Origin of the sequence: Deinococcus sp. AB2017081 (assembly GCF_034440735.1) — a bacterium.
Taxonomy (GTDB): domain Bacteria; phylum Deinococcota; class Deinococci; order Deinococcales; family Deinococcaceae; genus Deinococcus; species Deinococcus rufus.
Map to the genome: position 1 here is coordinate 2,132,563 of NZ_CP140098.1, position 21,086 is coordinate 2,153,648.

Here is a 21,086-nt window from a genome sequence, read left to right on the forward strand (position 1 = left end):
GACGGCTCAGCTCCGGTGCTGGGCCAGGAGCCCGGGCAGGTCGTCGGCCAGGCGGCGCATCGGCAGGCCGAAGACTGTCCTGGCCGGCTCGTTCGGGGCGGTGTTGCCGGCCTTGAGCATGGCGTACTGATCCTTCGTGATCGGAGGATTGGGCAGCACCTGCATCAGCGGTACGGCGAGGTTCATCAGGGCCAGGGGCACGGGCACGATGGGTTTGGTCTTGCCCAGGGCACGCAGTTCCAGCTCCAGCAGCTGCCGGAACGTGAACTCGTCCGGGCCGGTCAGGGCATAGGTCTCGCCACGGCCTGTGCCGGTTTCCACAGCCCCCGCGAATGCCGTCGCCACGTCCTGTACGCTCACCGGGCGGAACGGGAACGACCCGTCCCCGATCTGGGGCACGATGGGCGCGGTGCTGACCAGCTCACGCAATACCCGCCCGAAGAAGTCGTCGCCCGGCCCGAAGATCAGGCTGGGCCGGAAAATGGTGAAGGTCAGCCCGCTGCCCTGCACCAGTGCCTCGGCGCGGCCCTTGGAGGCGCTGTAGCCGCTGGCGCTCTGTGGATCGGCGCCCAGGGCACTCATGTGGACATAGCGGGCCGTGCGTGGCACGGCGGCCAGAACGTTGCGGGTGCCGTCCACGTGGACGCGCTCGAAGGTCTGCGTCCCCTTCTCGACGATGATGCCCACCAGATGCACCACCGCCTCCGGGTCGGCCTGCCCGACGGCCCGCTGCACGCTGCCGGGATCCGTCACGTCCAGACCCACGGCATGGGCGCCCGCCACGGGGCGGCCCCCCCGGCTGCCGGCCCAGACCTCGTGCCCTCGTTCCAGCAGGGCCCGGACGACTGCACTGCCCACGAACCCGCTCGCGCCGGTGACCAGAATCCTCATGCGACCTGTTCCCTCATGTGTCCTCCTGCCGGTCGCCACCGGCCCTTCCCAGTGCCCGGACGATGATGTCGGCGGCCGTCGCCGCGTCGGGCCCGGCGTATGTGCCACGCAGTTCGTCGGCCAGTTCAGGCCATGCATCCACCAGGGCCCCGCCCAGGAACACCGGGAGCCCGAGGTCGTCCAGGTCGGCACGCTGTGCACGGGTGCCGGGCAGCGCCCAGTCGCCCTGCAGGCCCAGGGCGACGGCCGCCGCACCGCGCTGCCGGGCGTAGACGCCCAGGTCGCCCAGTGGTGAATCGGCTCCCACGAACGCGACCCGCACGCCCCGGCGGCGCAGCGCCAGGGTCAACATCATCAGGCCCAGTTCGTGGCGCTCACCCGGTGCACAGGCCGCCACCACCAGCGGGCCCGGCGCCCCCGGCGAATCGGCGGCGTCCATCAGGGCATTGAGACGGGAGCGCAGGAACGCCGTCGCCTGGTGCTCGTGCGTGACCGTGATCTCCCCACGCTCCCACCGTGCCCCGATCTCGATCAGGGTCGGCGAGATCACCTGGGTCAGCACGTCCTCGACCGGCAGGTGGGCGTGCGCCTCGCCCAGGAGCGCGTGGCCCCTGGCCAGATCGGAGTCCAGCAGCGCGGTCGTGAGGTCGGCCACGAGCCGCAGGGTATTCGGCCCCGTTCCCGGCGTCACGGGATGCGGGTCGATGCCCGCCAGCGTCAATTCGGCCGCGCGCCCCGCCGACACCCCCATGAGCAGGTGTGATTGCATGCGGCCGATCTCGGTCACGTCCTCGGGCGAGTACAGGCGGTAGCCGTTGGCGTTGCGAACCGGACGCGGGAAGCCGTAGCGGCGCTCCCACTGCCGCAGCGTGGTGGCCGGCACCCCGGTGCGGGACTCCACCTCAGACGCGGTGTACATCGCCGTGTGGGTGAGGTCGGAGTGAGGATCCATGTTCCCGTATTGTCGGTCACGTCATGGTCGGGGAACGTAAGCGTTCGTGCCGTGCCGGCGGGGCGCGGGGGCATGTGGCCCGGCGGGAGCGCGATTACACTGGCGGTGGTCATGCGCCAGAGCCTCACCCTCCCTGCCACCCTGCCCCTGCGACGTCAGCTGACCGTGTCGCGGCCGGCCCTGTGGATCAACACCATCGGGACGCTGGTCACCGGGGTGTGGCTGACGGGGCGGCTGTACACGCTGGATCCGGGGCTGCTGCTGCTCGCGGCGTACCTGACGCTGCCCTTCAACCTGCTGATCTACGGTCTGAACGACCTGTGGGATCGCGAGGAGGACGCCCGGTCGAGCCGCAAGGGAGGCTGGCAGGGGGCCCGGCTGGCCGAGGTCGAGGCCGCGCCCCTGCTGCGGGTCACGCTGGCCTGGAACCTGCCGGCCCTCACGGCGCTCGCCCTGATCCTCCCGCCCCGCGCGACGGCCGTGCTGGCCCTCTCCGCCGCGCTGTTCGCAGCCTACAGCCTGCCGCCCCTGCGCCTGAAGGCCCGCCCAGTCCTCGACGGCCTGAGCAACGTCGCGTACGCGCTGCCGCTGGCGCTGCCCGCGCTGGCGCTGGGGACACCGGTGCCGTGGCTGCCCCTGCTCGCCCTGATGGCGTACTCGGTGGGCAAGCACGCCTTCGACGCCGCGCAGGACATCCCCGCAGACCGCCACGCGGGGACGGCCACGGTCGCCACGACGCTGGGCGTGCGCGGCACGGCCACCTATGCCCTGGCGTGGTTCGCCGTGGCGGCCGCGCTGCTGTGTCCGGTTTCCATCCTGACCGCACTGGCGCTGGCCCTGACGTGCGGCGGCATGGCGGTGTCGCTGCTGCGTCGGCCCACGCCGGAGCACGCGGCGCGCCTGTATCCGCTGAGCATCGTCACGCCGTGGATCGTGGGCGCAGTCGCGGGCGTGCCGCTTGTGGCCCTGCTCGTGCGTGGGCCGTGGCCCGGTCCGTAATCCGTGGTTAGACCGCGCTCGGTCGGCGTGATCGGGGGCGGACTCGCCGGACTGGCACTCGCGGCGCTGCTCGGTCAGCGGGGGCACCGGGTCACCGTGTACGACCGCGACCGCGCGGGCGGCAAGCTCCGTCGGGAGACCAGCGCCGGCATGGAGATCGACACCGGCCCCAGCCTGTTCACGCTTCCGGCCGTGTGGCACACCTTCCTGGCGCGCCTGGGAGAGGCGAACCCGCTGGATCTGCGGCCGCTGCCCGGCGGCCTGGGACTGCACCACACGCCCGCCGGGGCCGTGCCCCTCCCGGTGCCGGCGGATCACGCGCTGCATGGCGAGTGGCGGCGCTACGTCCAGGCTGTCGCGCCGCTTGCGCCGCACCTGACGACCCTGCTGACCACGCCGCCGCACCTGACGGATCCGACGTTCCTGCGGGCCTCACGGGCGCTGTTGACAGTCAGTGGGCCGCACCGCTCGGCGGCCGGGTGGGTGCGGGCGCTGCGGCTGCCGCCGGCCCTGGCGCACGCCATCGCCACCCACGCTCTGAATGCCGGAGTGACGCCGCAGGCCGCGCCGCCGCTGTATGCGATGCTCCCTGCGCTGGCGGGGCCGGATGTGTCCCGTCCGCGTCACGGTATGGGCCGCGTGCTGGACGTTCTGACGACCTTTGCTCAGGCCCGTGGCGTGACGATCCGCGAGGGCGTGGAGGTCACCCGCATCAGCGGCACGACCCTCCATCTGAATGGCACTGATGCGGTCTCACACGATCTCGTGGTGAGCGCAGTAGATCCTGGTCGGCTCGCGGCGCTGCGTGGTCGGCCGGCATCCGGTCCGGTACCGCGCCGCACGGTCAGCGGCATCGCGCTGTACGGCCGCGCGGCCGCCGGACTGGAGCTGCCCCACACCAGCGTCGTGACACCCGACGATTTCCGGATGTTCGGGTCGGCCGTGCATGCCGGGGCGCTGCCGGCGTCGACCCTGGCCCTGGTACATCAGGACGGCCAGCGGCTGGCGGTGCTCCTCACCGCTCCTGCCACCGGCCGCGTGCTTGACGCTACCCATCCGTGGGTGCAGGGACAGATCGAGCACACGGCGCGGGTGCTGGGCGTGCCCCGGCTATTCGATCCGGCCGCTGCGCCACTTGCCCTGACCCCGGCCCACTACGCGGCGGGTGGACACGCGGGTGGGGCGATCTATGGAGCGGCGTACCCGCGGTGGCGGGGCGGCCCTCTGCACCCGCAGCCGTACCGCGTGGGCCGGATCGTGTGGCAGGTGGGAACCGGCGTCCATCCGGGCGGCGGGATTCCGGCGATCCTGGGCGGCGCCCTGATCGTGGACACGCTGATGGCACAGGACATCCACTAAAAAACCCCCACACGTGGTGGGGGGCAGGGGAGAGCGTGTGATCAGTTGCCGGTGATCGCCTTGTACGGATCGACTAGGCCGTAGCCGAAGTTGTTGTCCCGGCCCACCGTCCCGAGATCCTTCGCGGTGCTGGTCAGCAGGTTCAGGAGCTGCGTGTTGGTCAGGGTGGGCTTGGCGGCCCACACGACGGCGGCGGCAGCCGACACATGCGGGGTCGCCATGCTGGTGCCGTCGAAGTACTCGTAGTCGGCGCTGGTCACGGCGACCGTACCCGTGGTCGGCAGCTGCCCCAGCAGCGTCTGGCCGTCGGTCTGAAGGATGCCCACCACCGGGATGGCGTAGGTGTTGGTCAGGCTCATGCCCAGCGGGCCGGCGGCGTTGTTGTAGATCATGACGGCCTTCGCGCCGCTGGCGCTGGCGTTGGCGACCTTCTCCTCGAAGGTGCAGGTGCCGCGCGAGATCAGGGCGATAGTGCCGGCCAGGGCTGTATTCCGGGTGCTGGTGCCACAGAACTGATTCCCGCCGGCCGTACCGTTGCCGTCGCCCGCCTTGACGACGCTGCCGCTGAAGGTCACCTTGGCGCTGTTGTCCGCGCCGGTCACGTCGGTGAAGGTCACGCCGCCGCCCGAGGCGCTGGCCGCCGCGCCCTGGCCGAGCGGCACGCTGCTGAGCACCGCCACGCCGGGGCCGGAGAGATCCACCTGCGTGCCGAAGTTGCTGAAGTCCGCCTTGGCGAGGTTGCTGTCGACGGCCGCCACACCGACCACGCTGGTGTACGCGGCGGGGTAGGACACGGCCGCGCCGTCGTTCCCGGTCGCCGCGATGATCAGTGCCCCCTTGTTGTACGCGGCGGTGTAGGCCCGCTGCTCGGTCTGGCTCTTGCTGCCGCCGCCCAGGCTCATGGACACGACCACGCGGTCTTCGGTGCCGCCCTGGGACTTGAGCTGCGCCACGCACCAGTTCACGCCGTTGATGATCCCGCTGCTGCTGCCGCTGCCGGTGTCCCCCAGCACGCGGCCCATGTACAGGTCGGCCCCCGTGGCAACGCCGCCCACGCCGTTCGCGTTCATGCCGGGCTGTACGCCGGCCGCGCCGGTGCCCGCACCGTACTGGGCGAACACCGTGCCGGCCACGTGCGTGCCGTGGTGTGACACGTCATTCAGGGCGTAGGCATCGCCCCGGTTCGCCTCGCCCGTGAAGTTCCGGAAGCCCTTCAGCTTGCGCTGGAACTCGGGGTGGTTCCCGTCGATCCCGGTGTCGAGCACGCACACGGCGACCTTCGTGGTGGCCGCGCCGGTGTAGCCGGCAGCCTGCAGGGCCGGCACGCGCAGCGCGTTGTCGCCCCAGGTGTACTCGCCGCTGGCGCTGTACAGCGCCTGGGTGGTGATGACGCCGCTGGCGGGCTTCGCGGTCACGGTGCCGATGTGCTTGCCGCCCAGCGCCTTGTGCACGGCCTCCTGCTCGACGTACTCGACCAGGGGGTTGGCGCGCAGTTTCGTCACGGCCGCCGGCGAGAGCTTCACGGCCGCCGCGCTGATGTCGGCCCACTGGCTGGTGACGATCCCGCCCGCCGCCGTGATCGCCTGCGCCTGCACGGTGGCCTGCTCGGACAGGCTCTGCGTGCCCAGCGCGTCCTGCCGGAAGCCCACGAGGTACGCGCCGGTGCCATCGGTGACAGCCGGGGCGCTGGCAGTGGGACTGGCCGTCTGCTGTCCGCAGGCGGCGAGCGTCAGGGCAAGGGTGGCAGCGAGCAGGGAACGGGTGTACGACATCTGGAACTCCTCGGCAGACCATGGCGGGTGGCGTTCCCCAGCGGGTGCGGGGGATGGGCCGGGCTTCGTGGTGAACGCGCGGATCAGGGTGAAAACAGAATGAAACTTGGGGCGAATGGTAGTGTTCTCCATTCCCCCCGGGGTTCAGCTGTCTAGATGACTCTGGAGTCAGATCAAGAAACGAGAAATTGGGTCGATACAGGCCACAGAATGGAGGTGGCACGTCCTGTCGATCGCGTCAACCTGTCCAACACGACTTGCCATTTGGCACAAATTTTCAACACGGACTTTCTGCATGAGCAGTCCATCGCTCGCCTTTCGGGAGGGATCTCATGTCAATCCCCCCGACGGAACGGACGCCCGGCCTGGCCTACCAGCGCTCGGTCACCGTCTTGAGCTGCAGGAAGTTCGCCAGGTAATCCGGCCCGCCCGCCTTGGAGTCCGTGCCGCTCATGTTGTAGCCGCCGAAGGGCTGCACCCCCACGATCGCCCCGGTGATCTTGCGGTTGAAATACAGGTTCCCCGCCTCGAACTCGCGGCGGGCCTGTTCCAGCCGCGCCCGGTCGCGCGAGCACACGCCGCCCGTCAGGCCGTACTCGGTGCTGTTCGCGATGTCCAGCGCGTCCTGCCAGTCCCGCGCGCGGATCACCGACACGACCGGCCCGAAGATCTCCTCCTGCGCCAGCCGCGCGTCCCGCTTCACGTCGCCCACGATGGTCGGCTGCACGTAATAGCCCTGTTTGCCGTTCGCCTTGCCGGGGGCCTCGCCGCCCAGCAGCACGGTGCCCTCCTTTGGCGCGATCTCCAGGTACCCCTTGATCTTGTCGAAGCTCATCTGGTTCACGACCGCCGTGACGTTCGCGTTCTCCTCACCCGTACCCACCTTCAGGGCTCTCGTGCGCTCCACGAAGGCGTTCACCACGTCGTCGTACACGCTGTCCACCACGATCAGGCGGCTCATGGCGCTGCACTTCTGGCCGTTGAAGCCGAAGGCCCCCTGCACGGCCGCCGTCACCGCCACATCCAGATCGGCGGTCTCGTCCACGATCAGGCCGTCCTTGCCGCCCAGCTCCAGAATCACCTTCTTGATCCACTTCTGGCCCGGCTGCGTCTTCGCGGCCACCTCGTTGATGTGCAGGCCCACCGCGCGGCTTCCCGTGAACGTGATGAAGCGCGTCCGCGCGTGCGTCGTCAGGTACTCGCCCACCTCTTTCCCCACGCCCGGCAGGAACTGGAGCACCCCGGAGGGCAGCCCCGCCTCCAGCAGGATGTCCACCATCATGCCCGCGATCAATCCGGAGTCCTCGGCGGGCTTGGCGATCACGCAGTTCCCGGCCACGATGGGCGCGGCGAGCATCCCCAGGAAGATCGCGCACGGGAAGTTCCACGGGCTGATGCTCACGCCCACGCCCAGCGGCAGGTACATCAGGCCGTTCTCCTCGCCCTCGAACCACGTCGTCTCGGCCGCGCCGAAGCCCGCGTACTTCATGGCGCTGCGCGCGTAGTACTCCAGGAAATCGATGGCCTCCGCCACCTCCACGTCGGCCTCGGCGTAGTTCTTGCCGACCTCGATGCTCATCAGCGCGCACGCCTCCAGCCGGCGGCGCTTCAGGATCGCCGCGGCCTTCAGCAGGATGCGGGCGCGGGCGTCCATGTCCCACGTCTTCCACGACTCGAACGCCGTCCACGCACCCTGGAGCGCCCGCTCGGCGTCGTCGATGGTCGCCTTGGCCGTCGTGCCCACCACCTCTGACGTGTCACAGGGGTTCAGCGAGGTCAGCTTCTCGGCGGTGTCGACGCGCTCGCCGTCGATGATCAGCGGGTAGTGCTTCCCGACCAGCTCGGCCCGGACTTTTTTCAGCGCGGCCTGATATGCCTCAACGTTCTCGGGCAGGGTGAAGTCGATGAAAGCCTGCGGGCGGTAGTCTTGGATTTTCAGCATGATGGTCTCCTTATTCCGTGGGGTGCTTCGTTTGATCCAGAATCACGTTCACTCTCCGGCTTACGCTGTTATTTCCCGTCTGTGAGGCTTTTAGAAGCAAATCCTGTGGGATTCCTTGCTGTCCGATAAGCTCATGCAGCATTGACGACCGGAGGGCCAAATCTTCTTCTGAGAAAGCCAGTTCGAACAGTTTTTCCAGTTGCACATCAGTGCTATTCGTCTGACGATCCAATGCAGATTTGAATAACTTCCATCTGTAATGTTCAGTATTCTTGTCATCTGATGACAGGAAGAGCCCGTACGCGGATACAATCTTTGCATCCCCAACAACGTTCACCCACTCATCGGTCAAATCGAGATCTTGCAAGGCGTCTTGTAGGGAACTTGATGCCATTCCTGTCAGCCCCTGACCATCCCGCGCAGCACGAACATCACGTTCGCGGGCCGCTCGGCGATCCTTCTGGAAAAATAGGCATACCAGTCGCGGCCATACGGGATGTACGCGCGGACGCGGTAGCCCTGCGCGGCGAGGTTCTTCTGGAGGTCGCGGCGGATGCCGTACAGCATCTGGAACTCGAAGGCGTCCTTGGAAATGCCGTTGGCGAGCACGAAGTGCTGCACGTCGCGGATGATGCTCTCGTCGTGCGTGGCCACGTTCACGTAGTTCCCGGCTTTCATGTGGGCGTACACGAGTTTGCGGTAGCTGGCGTCCACGTCGGCCTTGACGGGCATGGCGACCGTCTCGGGTTCCAGGTACGCGCCCTTGACGATCCGGAGGTTGGGGTGCAGGTCGTCCAGCGCGGCGCGGTCGGCCTCGCTGCGGTACAGGTAGCTCTGGAGCACGCTGCCGACGTGTTCGCGGCCGAACTCGCCGGTCAGGGTGCGGAGCTGCGCGAGGGTGATGTCCACGCGCGGGTGGTCTTCCATGTCGAGGCACACGAACCCGCCGTACTGTTTCGCGCGGCCGACGATCCGGCGGGCGTTGGTGAGGCCCAGATCCTCGCCGTCCACGGTCTGGCCCTGGCCGACGCTGCTGAGCTTCACGCTGACATACGGCGTGATGCCCTGCGCGTGCGCGGCGTCCATGAGGTTCAGGACGTTGTCTGCGAAGGCGTTGCACTTCTCGGGCGAGTCGATGAACTCGCCGAGCAGGTCGAGGTTGCTGAGAATCCCGTCCTTCTCCAGTTCCTTCACGGCGTCCAGGGCGGTCTGGATGCTCTCGCCGGCGACGAAGCGCTGGGCGACGCTCCACCCGCGCGAGCGGACGATCTTCTCGACGGCCTTCTGTCCGGAGACGGTCAGGACGGCTTTGCGGTACAGCTGGTCGATCATGGGGTGGCTCCTAGGTCGTGCAGGACGAGGGCAGCGAAGGTGCGGACGTGCGTGCGGGCGGCGTCGCGGGCGGCGTCGGCGTCGCGGTCGAGGACAGCGCGCAGGATCGCGGCGTGCTGCGCGGCCGTGTCCGGGTGGGCGTTGTACGTGCGCGTCTGGTGCTTGATCAGCGCCACGCGCTGTTCGAGGTCGCGGGCGAGGATGCCCAGCACCGTGTTGTGCGCGGCGGCGGTCACGGCGCGGTGGTACGCGAGGTCGAGACGCGTCTGCTCGCGGTAGTCGGTGCCGCGGGCGGCGTCCAGGGCGTCCAGGGCCAGCGTCAGGCCGCGCGCGTCGGCGGCGGTGTGGGCCTGCGCGGCGAGCGCGGCGGCGAGACCGTCGAGTTCCTCGCGCACCACGTAGGCGTCTCTCGCCTCGGCGGCGGTGACGGTGCGGACGCGCACGCCCTTGTTCGCCTCGGTCGTCAGCAGGCCGTCCTGGGTCAGGCGCACCAGCGCCTCGCGGATGGGCGTGCGCGACACCCCGAGCTGCTGCCCGAGTTCCACCTCGCCCAGCCGCTCACCCGGCACGAGGTCGCCGTCGAGCAGCGCGCGGCGCAGGTGCTCGTACACGCCGTCGCGCACCAGTGTGGGTCGCTCGAAGGAGGTCATAGTGGATATTGTATACAATATTCAATCAAGGGGCAAGATCGGGGTCTGGCGACTCGGTGTCGTGTCCCCGAGCTGTGGTCAGTCCTCGACGTCGCGCGTCCGGGGGGACGTCCCCGACCGTTCCGTCAGCGCCTGGAGGGGCCGCAGCACGAACAGGAACAGCAGGGTCGCGCCGGTCGCGAACACGTACAGGTGCAGCCCGCACGCCACCCCTACCCCGGCGGTGGCGAGGAGCCCGGCGGCGGTCGTCAGTCCGCGCGTGCGCTCCCCCTTACCGGAGGAGAAGATGGTGCCCGCGCCCAGGAAGCTCACCCCGCTGACCACGGCGGCGAGCACGCCCACGAGATCGAAGCGCACGCCGCTCTGCGGCGACGCGTACTGCACGATCAGCTCCTCGGCGAGCACCATGAACAGCGCCGCGCTCGTTCCCACCAGCATGTGCGTCCGCAGGCCCGCACCGGTACGGTGTGCCTCTCGCTCCCAGCCGATCAGGCCGCTCAGCAGCGCGGCCACCAGCAGGCCAGTCAGGAGCCGCAGTTCGGTCACGACGTCCGCCCAGAGATCGGTCACACCCCCAGTGTAGGGGGCCCTCGCCGGGCCGTCCTGCGCGCGGGCTGGAGCCGGCCTTCACGGACGGCCGTCACGGCGCGGGGCGGTGCAGGCAGGCCGGGCACACCCAGTCGTCGGGACTCGCCTGCGCGGCCAGCCGACCCCGCAGGCGCAGCCGCCACGCCCGGACTGCCCACGCGCATAGCGCGGCCCACAGGAATCCCAGGGCCGTGACCAGACCGCCCGACCGCCGCCCGCCCGTCAGGCCCAGCGCGGCCGCCAGCGGCAGCAGCGCCACGCCCATGAGCGGCACCGGCAGCCACCAGCGCTCCGGATCCCACGTGATCCACAGGCGTTCGGGGACAGCCTCCAGCGCGCGCCAGCGGGTCATCGGCGTGCGGCACCGCGGACAGTCGCGCCACGTGGGCGGCCGCGCTTGACCCCGCCGCGTCATTCCGCGCCGATCGGCTCGATGGGGAAGATGCGGTCGGCGAGGAGCCCCAGGCCGCGCGTGCCCGCGCGCTTCTGGCAGCCGTCCGTGCCCACGCACAGTGTCACGTAGCGCGTCAGGCGGCGGCCCACGTGCACGCGGTACACGGCGGCCTCGCTGCGGCTGCGGGTGTAGTGGCACAGGTCGCAGTGCAGTGCCTTGTTGCCCCTGGGATCAAGAGGGGTGAATTCAGCCAGCTGGTCGCCGTGCACCAGGGCCAGGCGGCCGTCGGCGACGGGATACAGGCCCAGGGTGGGGGGGGCGGCGGACTGGTCTTGTCCGAACAGTTCACGGTGCGTGTCCGGAAAGAGTTCCCTCAGGAGGTCACGGACGCTGTGGTCGCGGCGGTGAGCGTCACTCATTGCCCTGGAGTGTACCTGCCAGGTGCCGTGGGGATAGTGGACGCTGGCACAGCCCGCCGCAGGCGTGCGCGGCTACACTGTGTGGCGTGAGGTCACGCACCGCAAACCGCAGCGGAATCGTCATCCGGCGGCGTGTGACTCCGGCTGGTGACATCATCGTGACCCTGCTGACCCCGCACGGCAAGGTGAAGGCGGTGGCGCGGGGCGGGGTGCGCGGCCCGCTGGCGAGCTACCTGAACCTGTTCCACCACGTCGATGTCCATGTCTACCAGGGGCCGAACAACGACCTCGCCAGCGTGAAGCAGGCGGTGCTGGAAGGAGCGCTGCCCCGGCTGGCCGAACCCGAGCGCCATGCCTTCGCGCACCTGCTGGCCGAGTTCGCCGACGCGCTGTTCCAGGAGGGCGAGTTCAGTGGTCAGGCCTTTGAACTCTTTGCGGGAGCGCTGCGCGGACTGTCCCACCAGCCCGATCCCGAATGGGTGGCGTTGGTGCTGAGCCACAAGCTGCTGGCGCTGGCGGGCTTCGTCCAGAACACCAGCCACTGCGCCCGCTGCCGCGCGCCCGATCCCGCGCACCCCGATCCGCTCGGTGGACAGCTGCTGTGCAGCGCGTGCTCCAGCCTGCCCGCGTATCCACCCGAGGCACTGGACTTCCTGCGCAGCGTCGTGCGGCGCACGGTTCGGGCCAGCATGGACGCGCCGGTACCGGCGGCCCAGCGTCCGGCGCTGTGGCGGGCCCTCGAGCGCTACGTCACGGTGCACGTGGGGGATGTCAAGTCCTGGCGTCAACTGCTGCCGGTGGCGACGCCACCCGCTGACGTCCCGGCCTGACAGCGGGATGCGGTGCCGACACCGGGTGCCCGTCCTGCCCTCCGACCGCCAGCAGAAACCATAGCCCACAGGGGCGCTCAGCGGCCCAGCGCGGCGATGGCGCCCAGCAGCGCCACCGGCGCCGTCTCGGCCCTCAGGATGCGGGGGCCGAGGGTCACGGGCTGCGCTCCACGGGTGGTCAGGGCCGTCACCTCGGCGTCGGTCAGGCCGCCCTCGGGGCCGGTCAGGACGGTCACCGGAGCTGTCCAGTCCAGGACGTCCATGATGCGGTTGACCGCACCGGGCTGGGCCACGTAGAGGTGCCCCTCCCACGTCAGGGCGTGCAGCGGTGTGGGTTCCATGACCACGGGCACGACCGCCCGGCGCGACTGCTTCGCGGCCTCGGCGGCGATGCGCGACAGGCGCTGGAGTTTCTGGGCACCGATCTCGCGCACGTCGGCGCGGGCAGTGATGAGCAGGGCTACGCGGGCCACGCCGAGCTCGGTGGCGGCCCGGACGACCTCGGCGAGCTTGTCCCCCTTGAGCAGGGCGGCGGCCAGGGTCAGGGGGTACGGTGTCTCGGGCACGCCGGCCAGCGCGCCGCCCAGTTCCAGCTCGGCCCGCGTGTCATCCAGCACGGTCACCACCGCCAGCGCCTCGTGCCCGTGGCCGTCGAAGACCCTCAGCGTGTCACCCACCTGCACGCGCAGAACCTTCAGGTGCCGCACCTCGCGCGGGCCGAGGGTCATGGTGGCGCTCAGGGCCGGCACCAGCACGCGGTGCCCCCCGGCGGGGCCGCTCGGTGAGCTCACTGCGGAGCGAGGGCCGTCACCAGTGCCCACTCGCCGTCCTGCCGCACGTGGACATCGGTGAACCCCTCGCGTTCCAGCGCGGCATGTACCAGCGGCAGTTTGGAGGTCAGGATGCCGGTCAGCACCAGCGGCCCGCCGGGGATCAGGTGGGCGGCGTACTCGCCCGCCAGCAGGTCGTGCAGTTCGGCGTACAGGTTGGCGACCAGCACGTCGAAGGGGCCGTCCGGCGTGTGGTGTTCCGGCAGGTCGCTGCCGAGCGTGCCCTCCTCGAACACCGCCCGGCCGTGGGGTACCCCGTTGATCTCGGCGTTCTCGCGGGCAATCGGAACCGTCAGCGGGTCGATGTCCACCCCCAGCGCGGCGTCCGCTCCCAGCAGCGCGGCGGCAATCGCCAGCACGCCGCTGCCGGTGCCCACGTCCAGCACCGTCCGGCCGTGCAGTTCCAGGGACGACAGGGCCTCGACCGCCATGCGGGTCGTCGCGTGGTGGCCGGTGCCGAAGGCCATGCCGGGTTCGATGATCAGGGGCACCTGTCCGGCCGGCACCTCGGCGCTCAGCCACGGCGGCACGATGGTCACGCGCCCGGCGGTGACGGGGCGCAGGTTCGCCTTGAACTCGGCCAGCCAGTCCTGATCGGCCTCCTGCCGCCACTCTCCGTCCTGCACTGGGGCAGGCAGCACGGTGCGGTCGTCAAAGTACGCCCGGATCAGGCCGGCGCGTTCCTCCAGGCCGGTGGCGCCCGCCTCCCACAGCAGGTCGAGGTGGGCCTCGCGGGTGTCGAAGGTGCCGGGCAGGTGGTACACGAGCATCCCGCCAGTGTACCGGGGCGCGGCCACACGCTGACCGCTTGACGGATGCAACCGTGAGGAGCATCATACCGTCTTATGGCTGAGACTGTTGCAGGAATGAAAGAATGAGTCCGCCGGACGGGCCCGATCCCGGTGCCATCCGGAGTGCCTCGGAGCTGCTGGGCCATACCATGCGCCGCCTGCACAAGCACATCTCCAGCCAAGTGATGAGCAGCATGCAGGACGAGTTGCAGGATCTGGACCTGTCGTTCTCGCAGATGACGGCCCTGCATCACCTGCGTGCCGCCGCTCCCACCACCGTGACGGTGCTCTCCGAGCACATCCACCTGAGCGTGCCGGCCGCCAGCCACATGCTGGAGCGGCTGGTACAGCGTGACCTGGTGACCCGCGCCGAGAACCCGGACAACCGCCGCGAGAAGCTGGTCGCCCTGACCGAGGCCGGGCGTGGCGTGCTGGAGCAGATGGACACGGCCTTCGTGACCGCGTATGTCACCACCTTCGCCCGGCTCCGTCCGGAGACCGTCCACGCCGCGCAGCAGCACCTGCAGGGCCTGCTCGAGGAACTCGAACTCACGCCGTCCGCGCCACAGGAGACCGCATGACCACCCCCACCGCCGCCCCCGAGGGCCGCATCGATTACGCCCAGACGCTGGATCTACCGACCAAACGCCTGATCCTGTTCGGCGTGCTGCTCGGCCTGTTCCTCAGTGCCCTGGATCAGACCATCGTCTCGACCGCCATGCCGCGCATCGTGCAGGATCTGAACGGGCTGTCGCTGTACTCGTGGGTGACGACCGCGTACCTGCTCACCAATACGGCCCTGGTGCCGATCTACGGCAAGCTCTCGGATCTGTACGGCCGCAAGCCGGTGCTCATGTTCGGCATCGTGGTGTTCCTGATCGGCTCGATGCTGTGCGGGCTGTCGGGCGAGCCCTTCCTGGGCAACCTGTTCGGCGGCGGCATGATGCAGCTCGTGGTGTTCCGGGCGCTCCAGGGTGTGGGCGCGGCCGCCCTGGGCTCGGTCGCCTTCGCGATCATCGCCGACCTCTTTGAGCCTGTGGATCGGCCCCGCTACCAGGGTCTGTTCGGGGCCGTCTTCGGTCTGAGCAGCGTGATCGGCCCACTGCTGGGCGGCTTCCTGACCGACAACATCTCGTGGCGCTGGGTGTTCTACGTGAACCTGCCGCTGGGCCTGCTGGCGCTGGCGTTCATCTTCGCCAAGATGCCCAGGCTGGCCAGCGGCCTCCAGGCCCGCGTGGACTGGCTGGGTGCCTTCCTGATCCTGCTGTTCGCCGTGCCGCTGCTGCTCGCCCTGACGTGGGGCGCGGACGGCAATTACAGCTGGACGAGTCCGGTCATCCTGGGCCTGTTCGGCCTGAGTGTCGCCAGCCTGATCGCCTTCCTGGTCGCAGAGAACCGCCACGCCAGCCCCATTCTGCCGCTCACGCTGTTCCGCAACCCGACCTTCGCGTGGGGCGCGCTGGCCCGGTTCCTGATCGGCGCAGGATTCCTGGGCGCGATCCTGTTCCTGAGCCTGTACCTCGTGCAGGTGCAGGGCGTGTCGGCCACGGCCGCCGGTACCGCCACGATCCCGCTGACCCTGGGACTGATCGTCGGGGCGATCGGCAGCGGCCAGATCGCCGCGCGCATGGGCCAGTACAAGCCCCTGATGCTGGGCGGCCTGGTGCTCATGGCCGTGGGCTTCTATTCGCTGTCGACCCTGAATGCCGATACGTCCTACGGCAGCGTGATCCTGCGGATGGTGCTGCTCGGCCTGGGCATCGGGCCGACCCTGCCGCTGTACACCAATGCGCTGCAGCTGTCGGTCAAACCCTGGGAGATCGGTGTGGCGACCAGCGCCGGGCAGTTCTTCCAGCAGATGGGCAGCACCATCGGCACCGCCGTGTTCGGCGCGGTGCTCACGACCGGCCTGACCCAGAACCTCGCCACGCAGTTTGCCGCCCAGGCCGCCACACAGCAGGGCACGGTCGCCAGCACCCTGACCGGGATCAGCGAGCAGGTGCGCTCGGGTAAGGCGACCGGGACGCAGGACCGAACCTCCACGCCGAAGTCCAACGACCAGATCAAGGCCGAGTTTGCCTCGCTGCGCCAGAACGTCACCCGGGCCATCGAGAGTGGCGACCGTCAGGCCATCGCCGCGATCCAGGCGGACACGACGCTGCCCGCCGCGGCCAAGGCCCAGTTCCGCGAGCTTCCCCAGGGCGGCGTGGGAGCAGGCGTGACGGCCGCGTTCACTCCGCTCCGAGCCACCGTGAGTGACGCCATCACGTCCGGGAACGCCGCACAGGTGCAGGCACTCGCGGCCAATCCCCAGCTGCCCGAGGCCCTGCGCGCCCGCGTGGCGCAGATTCCGGCCGCAGCCCTGGCGACCCCGCAGGGCCGCGCCCAGGTGCTCGCCGGGCTCCAGCAGGGGCTCGCGCAGGCCGAGACCGCGGCCCGCACACAGGCGACCCAGCAGGCCCTGACCGGTGCCCTGAAGGGCATCGACGACGGCGAACAGGTGGCGCTGTCCAGCTCCCGCGCCAGCAAGGTCGCGTTCGCGCAGACGATCTCGCATATCTACGTGTACTGCATCGTGATCGCCGTGCTGGCCTTCCTGGCCACGCTGATGATGCCCAACCTGCGCATCCCGAAGCGCGGTGAGGGACAGGCCACCGCCCCCACCCACGTCGAGATCTGAACCGGATGCTGACGTACTGCCGCCTTTGATGGGCTGACGTTAACCAGAGAGCAGGAGAAGAGACGGCCCTCGGCAGCATCCGGGGGTCGTCTTCCCGTCACCGCGCCACCGGCCGCGCTACCCTGCGCCGCATGACCCGCGCCCTGTACGACGACCTGCCGCCCCGCCTGGACTTCACGGCCACCGTCACCGAGGTGCACGGCCAGCGGGTGCAGCTCGACGCCACCGCGTTCTATCCCGAGGGCGGCGGGCAGCCGGGCGACGTGGGCCGCATGTCGTGGGCCGGTGGGGACGCCGCGGTCACGGCAACCCGCAAGGACAAGGCCACCGGGGCCATCTGGCACGAGCTGGAGGGCCCCATGCCGGCTGTCGGGATGCCCGTGAGTGGTGCTGTGGATCCTGGGACGCGCTGGCGGCACACGCAGCGGCACTCGGGGGAGCATCTGCTGGCCCAGGCCTTTCACCGGGTGAACCCGGTCTTCGCGGTCGAGGCCGTCAGCATGACCTCGCCCGAGTGCACCATCGACCTGCGCGGCGACCCGGGCGAGGGTCACGTGCAGGCCGCCGAGACCCTGCTGCGCGAGGTGTTCGGGCGCCACGACCTGACCCTGGACACCCCCGTGGTGCCCGAGGGCGACCTGGGCCGGTACCCGCTGCGGCGGCCCACGAAGGTGCGGGGCGACGTGCGCCTCGTGATCTTTCAGGACGTGGATGGCGTGCCCTTCGACGTGAGCGCGTGCGGCGGCACCCATGTGCCCCACGCCGCGATGGCCGCGCCGGTGGTCATCCTGCGCACCGAGCGCATCAAGGGCGGGCTGACCCGCGTGGTCTTCATGGCGGGTGAGGAAGCCAGCGCCTACCTGGGCGGCGTCTACCGCGACGGCCGGGCGCTGGCCCAGACCTTCAGCGTGCCCGTCGAACGCCTGACCGAACGGGTGGAGGGGCTGCGGGCAGAACAGCGGGCGACCGCCGACGCCCTGACCGCGACGAGGCGGGCGCTGGCCCGCACCCTGCTGGACGCGGCTCCCCGGGTGGACATCGGGGGGCGGTCGTTCCAGCGCCACCACGTCGACGATCCGGCCGTGCTGACCGAACTGCTCATGCTCGTGGAGACGCCGGATATCGTGGCCACCGTGTCTCCGTCCGGGCGGTGTGGAATCGCCACGGCCAATCCGGATATGGATGCCGGAGCGCTGCTGCGGACGGTGCTTGCCCAGACCGGCGGCAAGGGTGGCGGAAAGCCCACGCTGGCGCAGGGGCAGACGGCGCAGCCGGAGGCGTTTCTGGAGGCGGTGGCGTCCGCCCTGTCCGGACAGTAGACCCTGTCCCTGGTAGCCTGGGCCTCATGACCATTCATCTGAACGCCGAACCGGGCCAGATCGCCGAGACCGTCCTGCTGCCCGGCGATCCCCTGCGGGCGCAACACATCGCCGAGACGTTCTTCGAGAACCCCGTGTTGCACAACACCGTGCGCGGCATGCACGGCTACACCGGCACGTACCGGGGCCAGCGCGTCAGCGTGCAGGGCACCGGCATGGGCATTGCCAGCTCCATGATCTACGTGAACGAACTCATCACCGGGTACGGCTGCCAGAACCTCGTGCGGGTGGGCACCGCCGGCAGCTATCAGGAGCACGTGCATGTGCGCGACATCGTGCTGGCGCAGGCGGCGTGCACCGACAGCAACATCAACACCATCCGCTTCGGGGCCAAGACCTATGCGCCCATCGCGGATTTCGGGCTGCTGGCGGCGGCCCACCGGATTGCCCAGGAGCGCGGCCACACCACGCATGTCGGCAACATCATGAGCAGCGACACCTTCTATCACGACGATTTCGACCAGTACCGCATCTGGGCCGACTACGGCGTGCTGGCCGTCGAGATGGAGGCGGCCGGGCTGTACACCCTGGCCGCGAAGCACGGCGTGAAGGCGCTGACCGTCCTGACCATCAGCGACCACCTCGTCACGCGCGAGGAGACCACCGCCGAGGAACGTCAGGTGACCTTCAACGCCATGGTCGAGATCGCGCTGGACGCTGCGCTGGGGCTGTAGAACCAGACAGAGGGGAGGGGCCGGACGATCGATCGTCCGGCCCCTCCTGTCATCGGTGCTCAGGCGCGGCGCAGTCGGGCGATGAAGAAGCCGTCGATGCCGTCTTCCGGCACGGTCAGGAGGCCGGGACCGGCGGGCACGTGCGGCACCTCCGTGTTGGGAACCGGATCGCTCACGAATTCCGGGTGGGTGGCCAGGAACGCCGCGACCACATCACGGCCCTCCTGGGGCGCGACCGAGCACACCGAGTAGACCAGCACCCCGCCCGGAGCGACCAGGGGCGCGGCGGTCTCGAGGAGCTGTGCCTGGAGTCCGGCGGCGGCCGTGACCTCGTCCGGGGTCACGCGCAGCTTGATCTCGGGGTGACTGCGCAGGGTGCCGGTGCCGGTGCAGGGGGCATCCAGCAGCACCAGGTCGGCGGGTGGCACGTCCAGCGGCTGCGTCAGGTCGTGCGTGACGAACTGAGCACTCAGCCCCAGGCGCTTCATGTTCCGGCGGGCGGCGGCGTGTTTGCCGGGCAGGACGTCCACGCTGGTCACGTCGGCCCCCCGCGCCGCGAGCATGGCGGCCTTGATGCCCGCACCGCCAGCAAGATCGAGCACCCGCACGCCCGTCACATCACCCAGGGCCGCCACGCAGGCCATGCTCGCCGGGTTGATTGGCTGGGCCTGACCCTCCTGGTACGCGGCGGTCGTCCGCAGGGGCTGCGCCAACTCCACGCGGTCGATGCCCTGGGGGCCGGGCGTCACCACACTGCCATCGGCCTCCAGCGAGGCCACCCCGGCGTCCGACAGGCTCAGCCAGAGGGGCTGCGGCTCCAGCAGGCTGGCCATCACGGCGTCGGCGCGGGGGCCGTAGGCGTCGCGCAGAATCGTGGCCAGCCACTCCGGCAGTTCGGCGGCGGGGGAGACCGGAACAGCCTCCACCCGGCGGAGCACCGCATTCACGAGGCCCGGCGGGGCCAGGCGGGCGTCTCTGGCCAGATTCACGTACTCGCTCACCACCGCGTGGGCGGGGGTGTCCAGGTGCAGCTTCTCGAAGGTGCCGGCCATGAGCAGCGTCCAGACCTTCGGGTGCGTGCCGGGATCCAGCATGGGGGCCAGCGCTGCCCGCAGGCTGGCGTGGTGGCGCAGCGTGCCGTAGACGAGGTGGGTGGCGAGCCCGGCGTCGCGCGCGGGCAGCCGGGCCGCGTGCAGGGCGGCGTCCAGCGCAGGCGCGGCGAAGGAATCGCCGGCCATGACGCGCATCAGCACGCGCACGCCGAGTTCACGGGCCGGATTGGCGGGCACCGGCCGGCGGGTCGGGGAGGGAGGTCGGGTCATCCGGCCAGCATACGGCGTGGACGGGTCAGGGCGCCGCGGCGGGCACGTGCACGCTGACCCGGGGCCGGACGATCAGTGTCCACAGCAGCGCCGCGCCCAGCACGCAGCCGCTGAGGAGGTACGGGGCGCCGTGCCCGGCGTGCTGGTACAGGCCGGTGCCGATCAGCGGGCCGGTCATGCGGCCCAGCGCCAGGGCACTGGAGTTCAGGCCCGCCACGGTGCCCTGCTCGTCGTCGCCCACGCTCAGGCTCAGGGCAGCACTCAGGCTGGGGCTGACGATGGCGCTACCCACGCCGATCACCGCGAGGGCCAGCGTGATCGGCCAGAACGCGGTCATGCCCGGCAGCACGACCATCCCGGCGGCCATGATCGCCAGTCCGGCGGCAATCAGCGGTGTGGGTGACACCCGCCTGGACAGCGGCCGGATCGCGCCGCCCTGGACGAGCGCCGCCACGATCCCGAACACGGCGAGCATGCCGCCGATCCGCTGCGCTGCGCCGGCCGGCGTCAGGTGCAGGGTGTCCTGCACGAAAAACCCGATGGTCTGCTCCATGCCCACCGATGCCAGGGTGGTGACGGCGCTCAGTGCGAGGAACATCAGTATGCCGGGGCGACCCAGCAGCCTCCGGCGGTTGGCTCCCGGAGCGGTGGCGGCGGTGACGTGCCGCGTCTCGGGCAACACACGCGAGGCCACGAGGGCCGTCACGGCTCCCAGGGCTGCACTGAAGTACACGGGCGCCGTCAATCCCAGGCCGCTCAGCACGGCACCCAGGCCAGGGCCGAACACCACACCCAGGCCGAAGGCGGCCCCGATCAGGCCCATGCCGGCGGCCCGGTCGCCGGTGCTGCTCAGGTCGGCCATCATGGCCTGGGCCGTGGGGAGCGTGGCACTCGACAGCACGCCGCCCAGCACGCGCGTGGCCACCAGCAGGGCGAACAGGGGCACGCCCGTCAGCACGCCCCGCAGGCCCAGTTCGGCGATCAGGCCGAAGAGACCGAACGACACCGCAAATCCGGTCAGGCCGAGCAGCAGCACCGGCCGGCGCCCCCGACGCTCGCTGCGGGCTCCCCACAGGGGTGAGCACACGAACTGCATCAGCGAATACGCCGTGGCGAACCACGCCGTCTGGGTCTCACTCAGCCCCAGTTCACGGCCCAGCGGCGCAATGATGGGAAACAGGATGCTCAGGCCGAGCATCGCGATAAAGATGGTCAGGAACAGCACCGTTCTGGTGCGGCCACTGCGGGCGGCGTGGGGGGTGGTGCCCGTCATGCGCGGATG

At 70.1% G+C, this 21,086-nt stretch carries 20 protein-coding genes; 7 read left to right on the top strand and 13 right to left on the bottom strand.

The window, feature by feature from the left end; genetic code table 11:
• Positions 1-6: 6 nt before the first annotated feature.
• Both U2P90_RS10280 and U2P90_RS10285 read right to left on the bottom strand, forming a co-directional pair.
• Entirely contained in the window at positions 7-891 is an 885-nt protein-coding gene (locus U2P90_RS10280; RefSeq protein WP_322472020.1) for a complex I NDUFA9 subunit family protein, read from the bottom strand.
• Between the two features lie 13 nt (positions 892-904).
• Positions 905-1,843 (bottom strand): MerR family transcriptional regulator, encoded by a 939-nt coding sequence (locus U2P90_RS10285; RefSeq protein ID WP_295816507.1) that lies wholly within the window; start codon positions 1,841-1,843, stop codon positions 905-907.
• Positions 1,844-1,954: 111 nt separating this feature from the next.
• Here U2P90_RS10285 and U2P90_RS10290 point away from each other — a divergent pair, with 111 nt between their 5' ends.
• Both U2P90_RS10290 and U2P90_RS10295 read left to right on the top strand, forming a co-directional pair.
• The gene (locus U2P90_RS10290; protein WP_322472021.1) at positions 1,955-2,842 is read left to right on the top strand and encodes a UbiA family prenyltransferase; all 888 of its coding nucleotides are present in this window, start codon (positions 1,955-1,957) and stop codon (positions 2,840-2,842) included.
• Between the two features lie 3 nt (positions 2,843-2,845).
• The gene (locus U2P90_RS10295; protein WP_322472022.1) at positions 2,846-4,201 is read left to right on the top strand and encodes a phytoene desaturase family protein; all 1,356 of its coding nucleotides are present in this window, start codon (positions 2,846-2,848) and stop codon (positions 4,199-4,201) included.
• Between the two features lie 41 nt (positions 4,202-4,242).
• Here U2P90_RS10295 and U2P90_RS10300 read toward each other — a convergent pair whose 3' ends face one another.
• The 7 genes from U2P90_RS10300 to U2P90_RS10330 all read right to left on the bottom strand — a co-directional run bounded on the left by U2P90_RS10300 (position 4,243) and on the right by U2P90_RS10330 (position 11,298).
• Entirely contained in the window at positions 4,243-5,973 is a 1,731-nt protein-coding gene (locus U2P90_RS10300; protein ID WP_322472023.1) for a S8 family serine peptidase, read from the bottom strand.
• Positions 5,974-6,343: 370 nt separating this feature from the next.
• Positions 6,344-7,915: an L-glutamate gamma-semialdehyde dehydrogenase gene (gene pruA, locus U2P90_RS10305; protein WP_322472024.1), complete on the bottom strand. Its 1,572-nt coding sequence runs from the start codon at positions 7,913-7,915 to the stop codon at positions 6,344-6,346.
• Positions 7,916-8,314: 399 nt separating this feature from the next.
• Positions 8,315-9,247, bottom strand: a complete 933-nt coding sequence (locus U2P90_RS10310; protein ID WP_322472025.1) for a proline dehydrogenase family protein — start codon at positions 9,245-9,247, stop codon at positions 8,315-8,317.
• Positions 9,244-9,897, bottom strand: coding sequence for a GntR family transcriptional regulator (locus U2P90_RS10315; RefSeq protein ID WP_322472026.1), 654 nt, complete (start codon positions 9,895-9,897; stop codon positions 9,244-9,246). Before U2P90_RS10315 ends, U2P90_RS10310 begins: the two co-directional genes overlap by 4 nt.
• 78 nt (positions 9,898-9,975) lie before the next feature.
• Positions 9,976-10,467, bottom strand: a complete 492-nt coding sequence (locus U2P90_RS10320) for an MgtC/SapB family protein (RefSeq protein WP_322472027.1) — start codon at positions 10,465-10,467, stop codon at positions 9,976-9,978.
• A gap of 70 nt (positions 10,468-10,537) precedes the next feature.
• A complete protein-coding gene (locus U2P90_RS10325; RefSeq protein ID WP_322472028.1) occupies positions 10,538-10,837 on the bottom strand; it encodes a hypothetical protein in 300 nt (99 codons plus the stop codon).
• A gap of 59 nt (positions 10,838-10,896) precedes the next feature.
• Positions 10,897-11,298 (bottom strand): hypothetical protein, encoded by a 402-nt coding sequence (locus tag U2P90_RS10330; RefSeq protein WP_295816489.1) that lies wholly within the window; start codon positions 11,296-11,298, stop codon positions 10,897-10,899.
• Positions 11,299-11,384: 86 nt separating this feature from the next.
• Here U2P90_RS10330 and recO point away from each other — a divergent pair, with 86 nt between their 5' ends.
• Positions 11,385-12,128: a DNA repair protein RecO gene (gene recO / locus U2P90_RS10335; RefSeq protein ID WP_322472029.1), complete on the top strand. Its 744-nt coding sequence runs from the start codon at positions 11,385-11,387 to the stop codon at positions 12,126-12,128.
• A gap of 77 nt (positions 12,129-12,205) precedes the next feature.
• Here recO and U2P90_RS10340 read toward each other — a convergent pair whose 3' ends face one another.
• Together U2P90_RS10340 and U2P90_RS10345 are read right to left on the bottom strand one after the other, a co-directional pair.
• Positions 12,206-12,919, bottom strand: coding sequence for a 16S rRNA (uracil(1498)-N(3))-methyltransferase (locus U2P90_RS10340; RefSeq protein ID WP_322472030.1), 714 nt, complete (start codon positions 12,917-12,919; stop codon positions 12,206-12,208).
• Positions 12,916-13,728 (bottom strand): 50S ribosomal protein L11 methyltransferase, encoded by an 813-nt coding sequence (locus U2P90_RS10345; RefSeq protein ID WP_322472031.1) that lies wholly within the window; start codon positions 13,726-13,728, stop codon positions 12,916-12,918. The genes U2P90_RS10340 and U2P90_RS10345 overlap by 4 nt, the downstream gene beginning before the upstream one ends.
• 104 nt (positions 13,729-13,832) lie before the next feature.
• Here U2P90_RS10345 and U2P90_RS10350 point away from each other — a divergent pair, with 104 nt between their 5' ends.
• The 4 genes from U2P90_RS10350 (at position 13,833) to deoD (ending at position 18,482) form a co-directional block, all read left to right on the top strand.
• Positions 13,833-14,330: a MarR family winged helix-turn-helix transcriptional regulator gene (locus tag U2P90_RS10350; RefSeq protein WP_322472032.1), complete on the top strand. Its 498-nt coding sequence runs from the start codon at positions 13,833-13,835 to the stop codon at positions 14,328-14,330.
• On the top strand, positions 14,327-16,429 hold the full coding sequence (locus U2P90_RS10355) for an MDR family MFS transporter (protein WP_322472033.1): 2,103 nt from the start codon (positions 14,327-14,329) through the stop codon (positions 16,427-16,429). Before U2P90_RS10350 ends, U2P90_RS10355 begins: the two co-directional genes overlap by 4 nt.
• A gap of 131 nt (positions 16,430-16,560) precedes the next feature.
• Positions 16,561-17,748 (top strand): alanyl-tRNA editing protein, encoded by a 1,188-nt coding sequence (locus U2P90_RS10360; RefSeq protein WP_322472034.1) that lies wholly within the window; start codon positions 16,561-16,563, stop codon positions 17,746-17,748.
• A gap of 26 nt (positions 17,749-17,774) precedes the next feature.
• Entirely contained in the window at positions 17,775-18,482 is a 708-nt protein-coding gene (deoD, locus tag U2P90_RS10365; RefSeq protein WP_322472035.1) for a purine-nucleoside phosphorylase, read from the top strand.
• 59 nt (positions 18,483-18,541) lie between these two features.
• On the opposite strand, the gene U2P90_RS10370 is transcribed toward deoD, so the two are convergent.
• Together U2P90_RS10370 and U2P90_RS10375 are read right to left on the bottom strand one after the other, a co-directional pair.
• Entirely contained in the window at positions 18,542-19,804 is a 1,263-nt protein-coding gene (locus tag U2P90_RS10370; RefSeq protein WP_322472036.1) for an RsmB/NOP family class I SAM-dependent RNA methyltransferase, read from the bottom strand.
• A 25-nt stretch (positions 19,805-19,829) separates the two neighbouring features.
• Positions 19,830-21,077: an MFS transporter gene (locus tag U2P90_RS10375; RefSeq protein ID WP_322472037.1), complete on the bottom strand. Its 1,248-nt coding sequence runs from the start codon at positions 21,075-21,077 to the stop codon at positions 19,830-19,832.
• Between the last annotated feature and the right edge of the window lie 9 nt (positions 21,078-21,086).

What these genes read in the sequence shown, in the direction of transcription:
- U2P90_RS10280 (WP_322472020.1), bottom strand. Translation starts at nt 891, where the DNA reads ATGAGGATTCTGGTCACCGGCGCGAGCGGGTTCGTGGGCAGTGCAGTC.
- U2P90_RS10285 (WP_295816507.1), bottom strand. Translation starts at nt 1,843, where the DNA reads ATGGATCCTCACTCCGACCTCACCCACACGGCGATGTACACCGCGTCT.
- U2P90_RS10290 (WP_322472021.1), top strand. Translation starts at nt 1,955, where the DNA reads ATGCGCCAGAGCCTCACCCTCCCTGCCACCCTGCCCCTGCGACGTCAG.
- U2P90_RS10300 (WP_322472023.1), bottom strand. Translation starts at nt 5,973, where the DNA reads ATGTCGTACACCCGTTCCCTGCTCGCTGCCACCCTTGCCCTGACGCTC.
- pruA (WP_322472024.1), bottom strand. Translation starts at nt 7,915, where the DNA reads ATGCTGAAAATCCAAGACTACCGCCCGCAGGCTTTCATCGACTTCACC.
- U2P90_RS10310 (WP_322472025.1), bottom strand. Translation starts at nt 9,247, where the DNA reads ATGATCGACCAGCTGTACCGCAAAGCCGTCCTGACCGTCTCCGGACAG.
- U2P90_RS10315 (WP_322472026.1), bottom strand. Translation starts at nt 9,897, where the DNA reads ATGACCTCCTTCGAGCGACCCACACTGGTGCGCGACGGCGTGTACGAG.
- U2P90_RS10325 (WP_322472028.1), bottom strand. Translation starts at nt 10,837, where the DNA reads ATGACCCGCTGGCGCGCGCTGGAGGCTGTCCCCGAACGCCTGTGGATC.
- U2P90_RS10330 (WP_295816489.1), bottom strand. Translation starts at nt 11,298, where the DNA reads ATGAGTGACGCTCACCGCCGCGACCACAGCGTCCGTGACCTCCTGAGG.
- U2P90_RS10345 (WP_322472031.1), bottom strand. Translation starts at nt 13,728, where the DNA reads ATGCTCGTGTACCACCTGCCCGGCACCTTCGACACCCGCGAGGCCCAC.
- U2P90_RS10350 (WP_322472032.1), top strand. Translation starts at nt 13,833, where the DNA reads ATGAGTCCGCCGGACGGGCCCGATCCCGGTGCCATCCGGAGTGCCTCG.
- U2P90_RS10355 (WP_322472033.1), top strand. Translation starts at nt 14,327, where the DNA reads ATGACCACCCCCACCGCCGCCCCCGAGGGCCGCATCGATTACGCCCAG.
- U2P90_RS10360 (WP_322472034.1), top strand. Translation starts at nt 16,561, where the DNA reads ATGACCCGCGCCCTGTACGACGACCTGCCGCCCCGCCTGGACTTCACG.
- deoD (WP_322472035.1), top strand. Translation starts at nt 17,775, where the DNA reads ATGACCATTCATCTGAACGCCGAACCGGGCCAGATCGCCGAGACCGTC.
- U2P90_RS10370 (WP_322472036.1), bottom strand. Translation starts at nt 19,804, where the DNA reads ATGACCCGACCTCCCTCCCCGACCCGCCGGCCGGTGCCCGCCAATCCG.
- U2P90_RS10375 (WP_322472037.1), bottom strand. Translation starts at nt 21,077, where the DNA reads ATGACGGGCACCACCCCCCACGCCGCCCGCAGTGGCCGCACCAGAACG.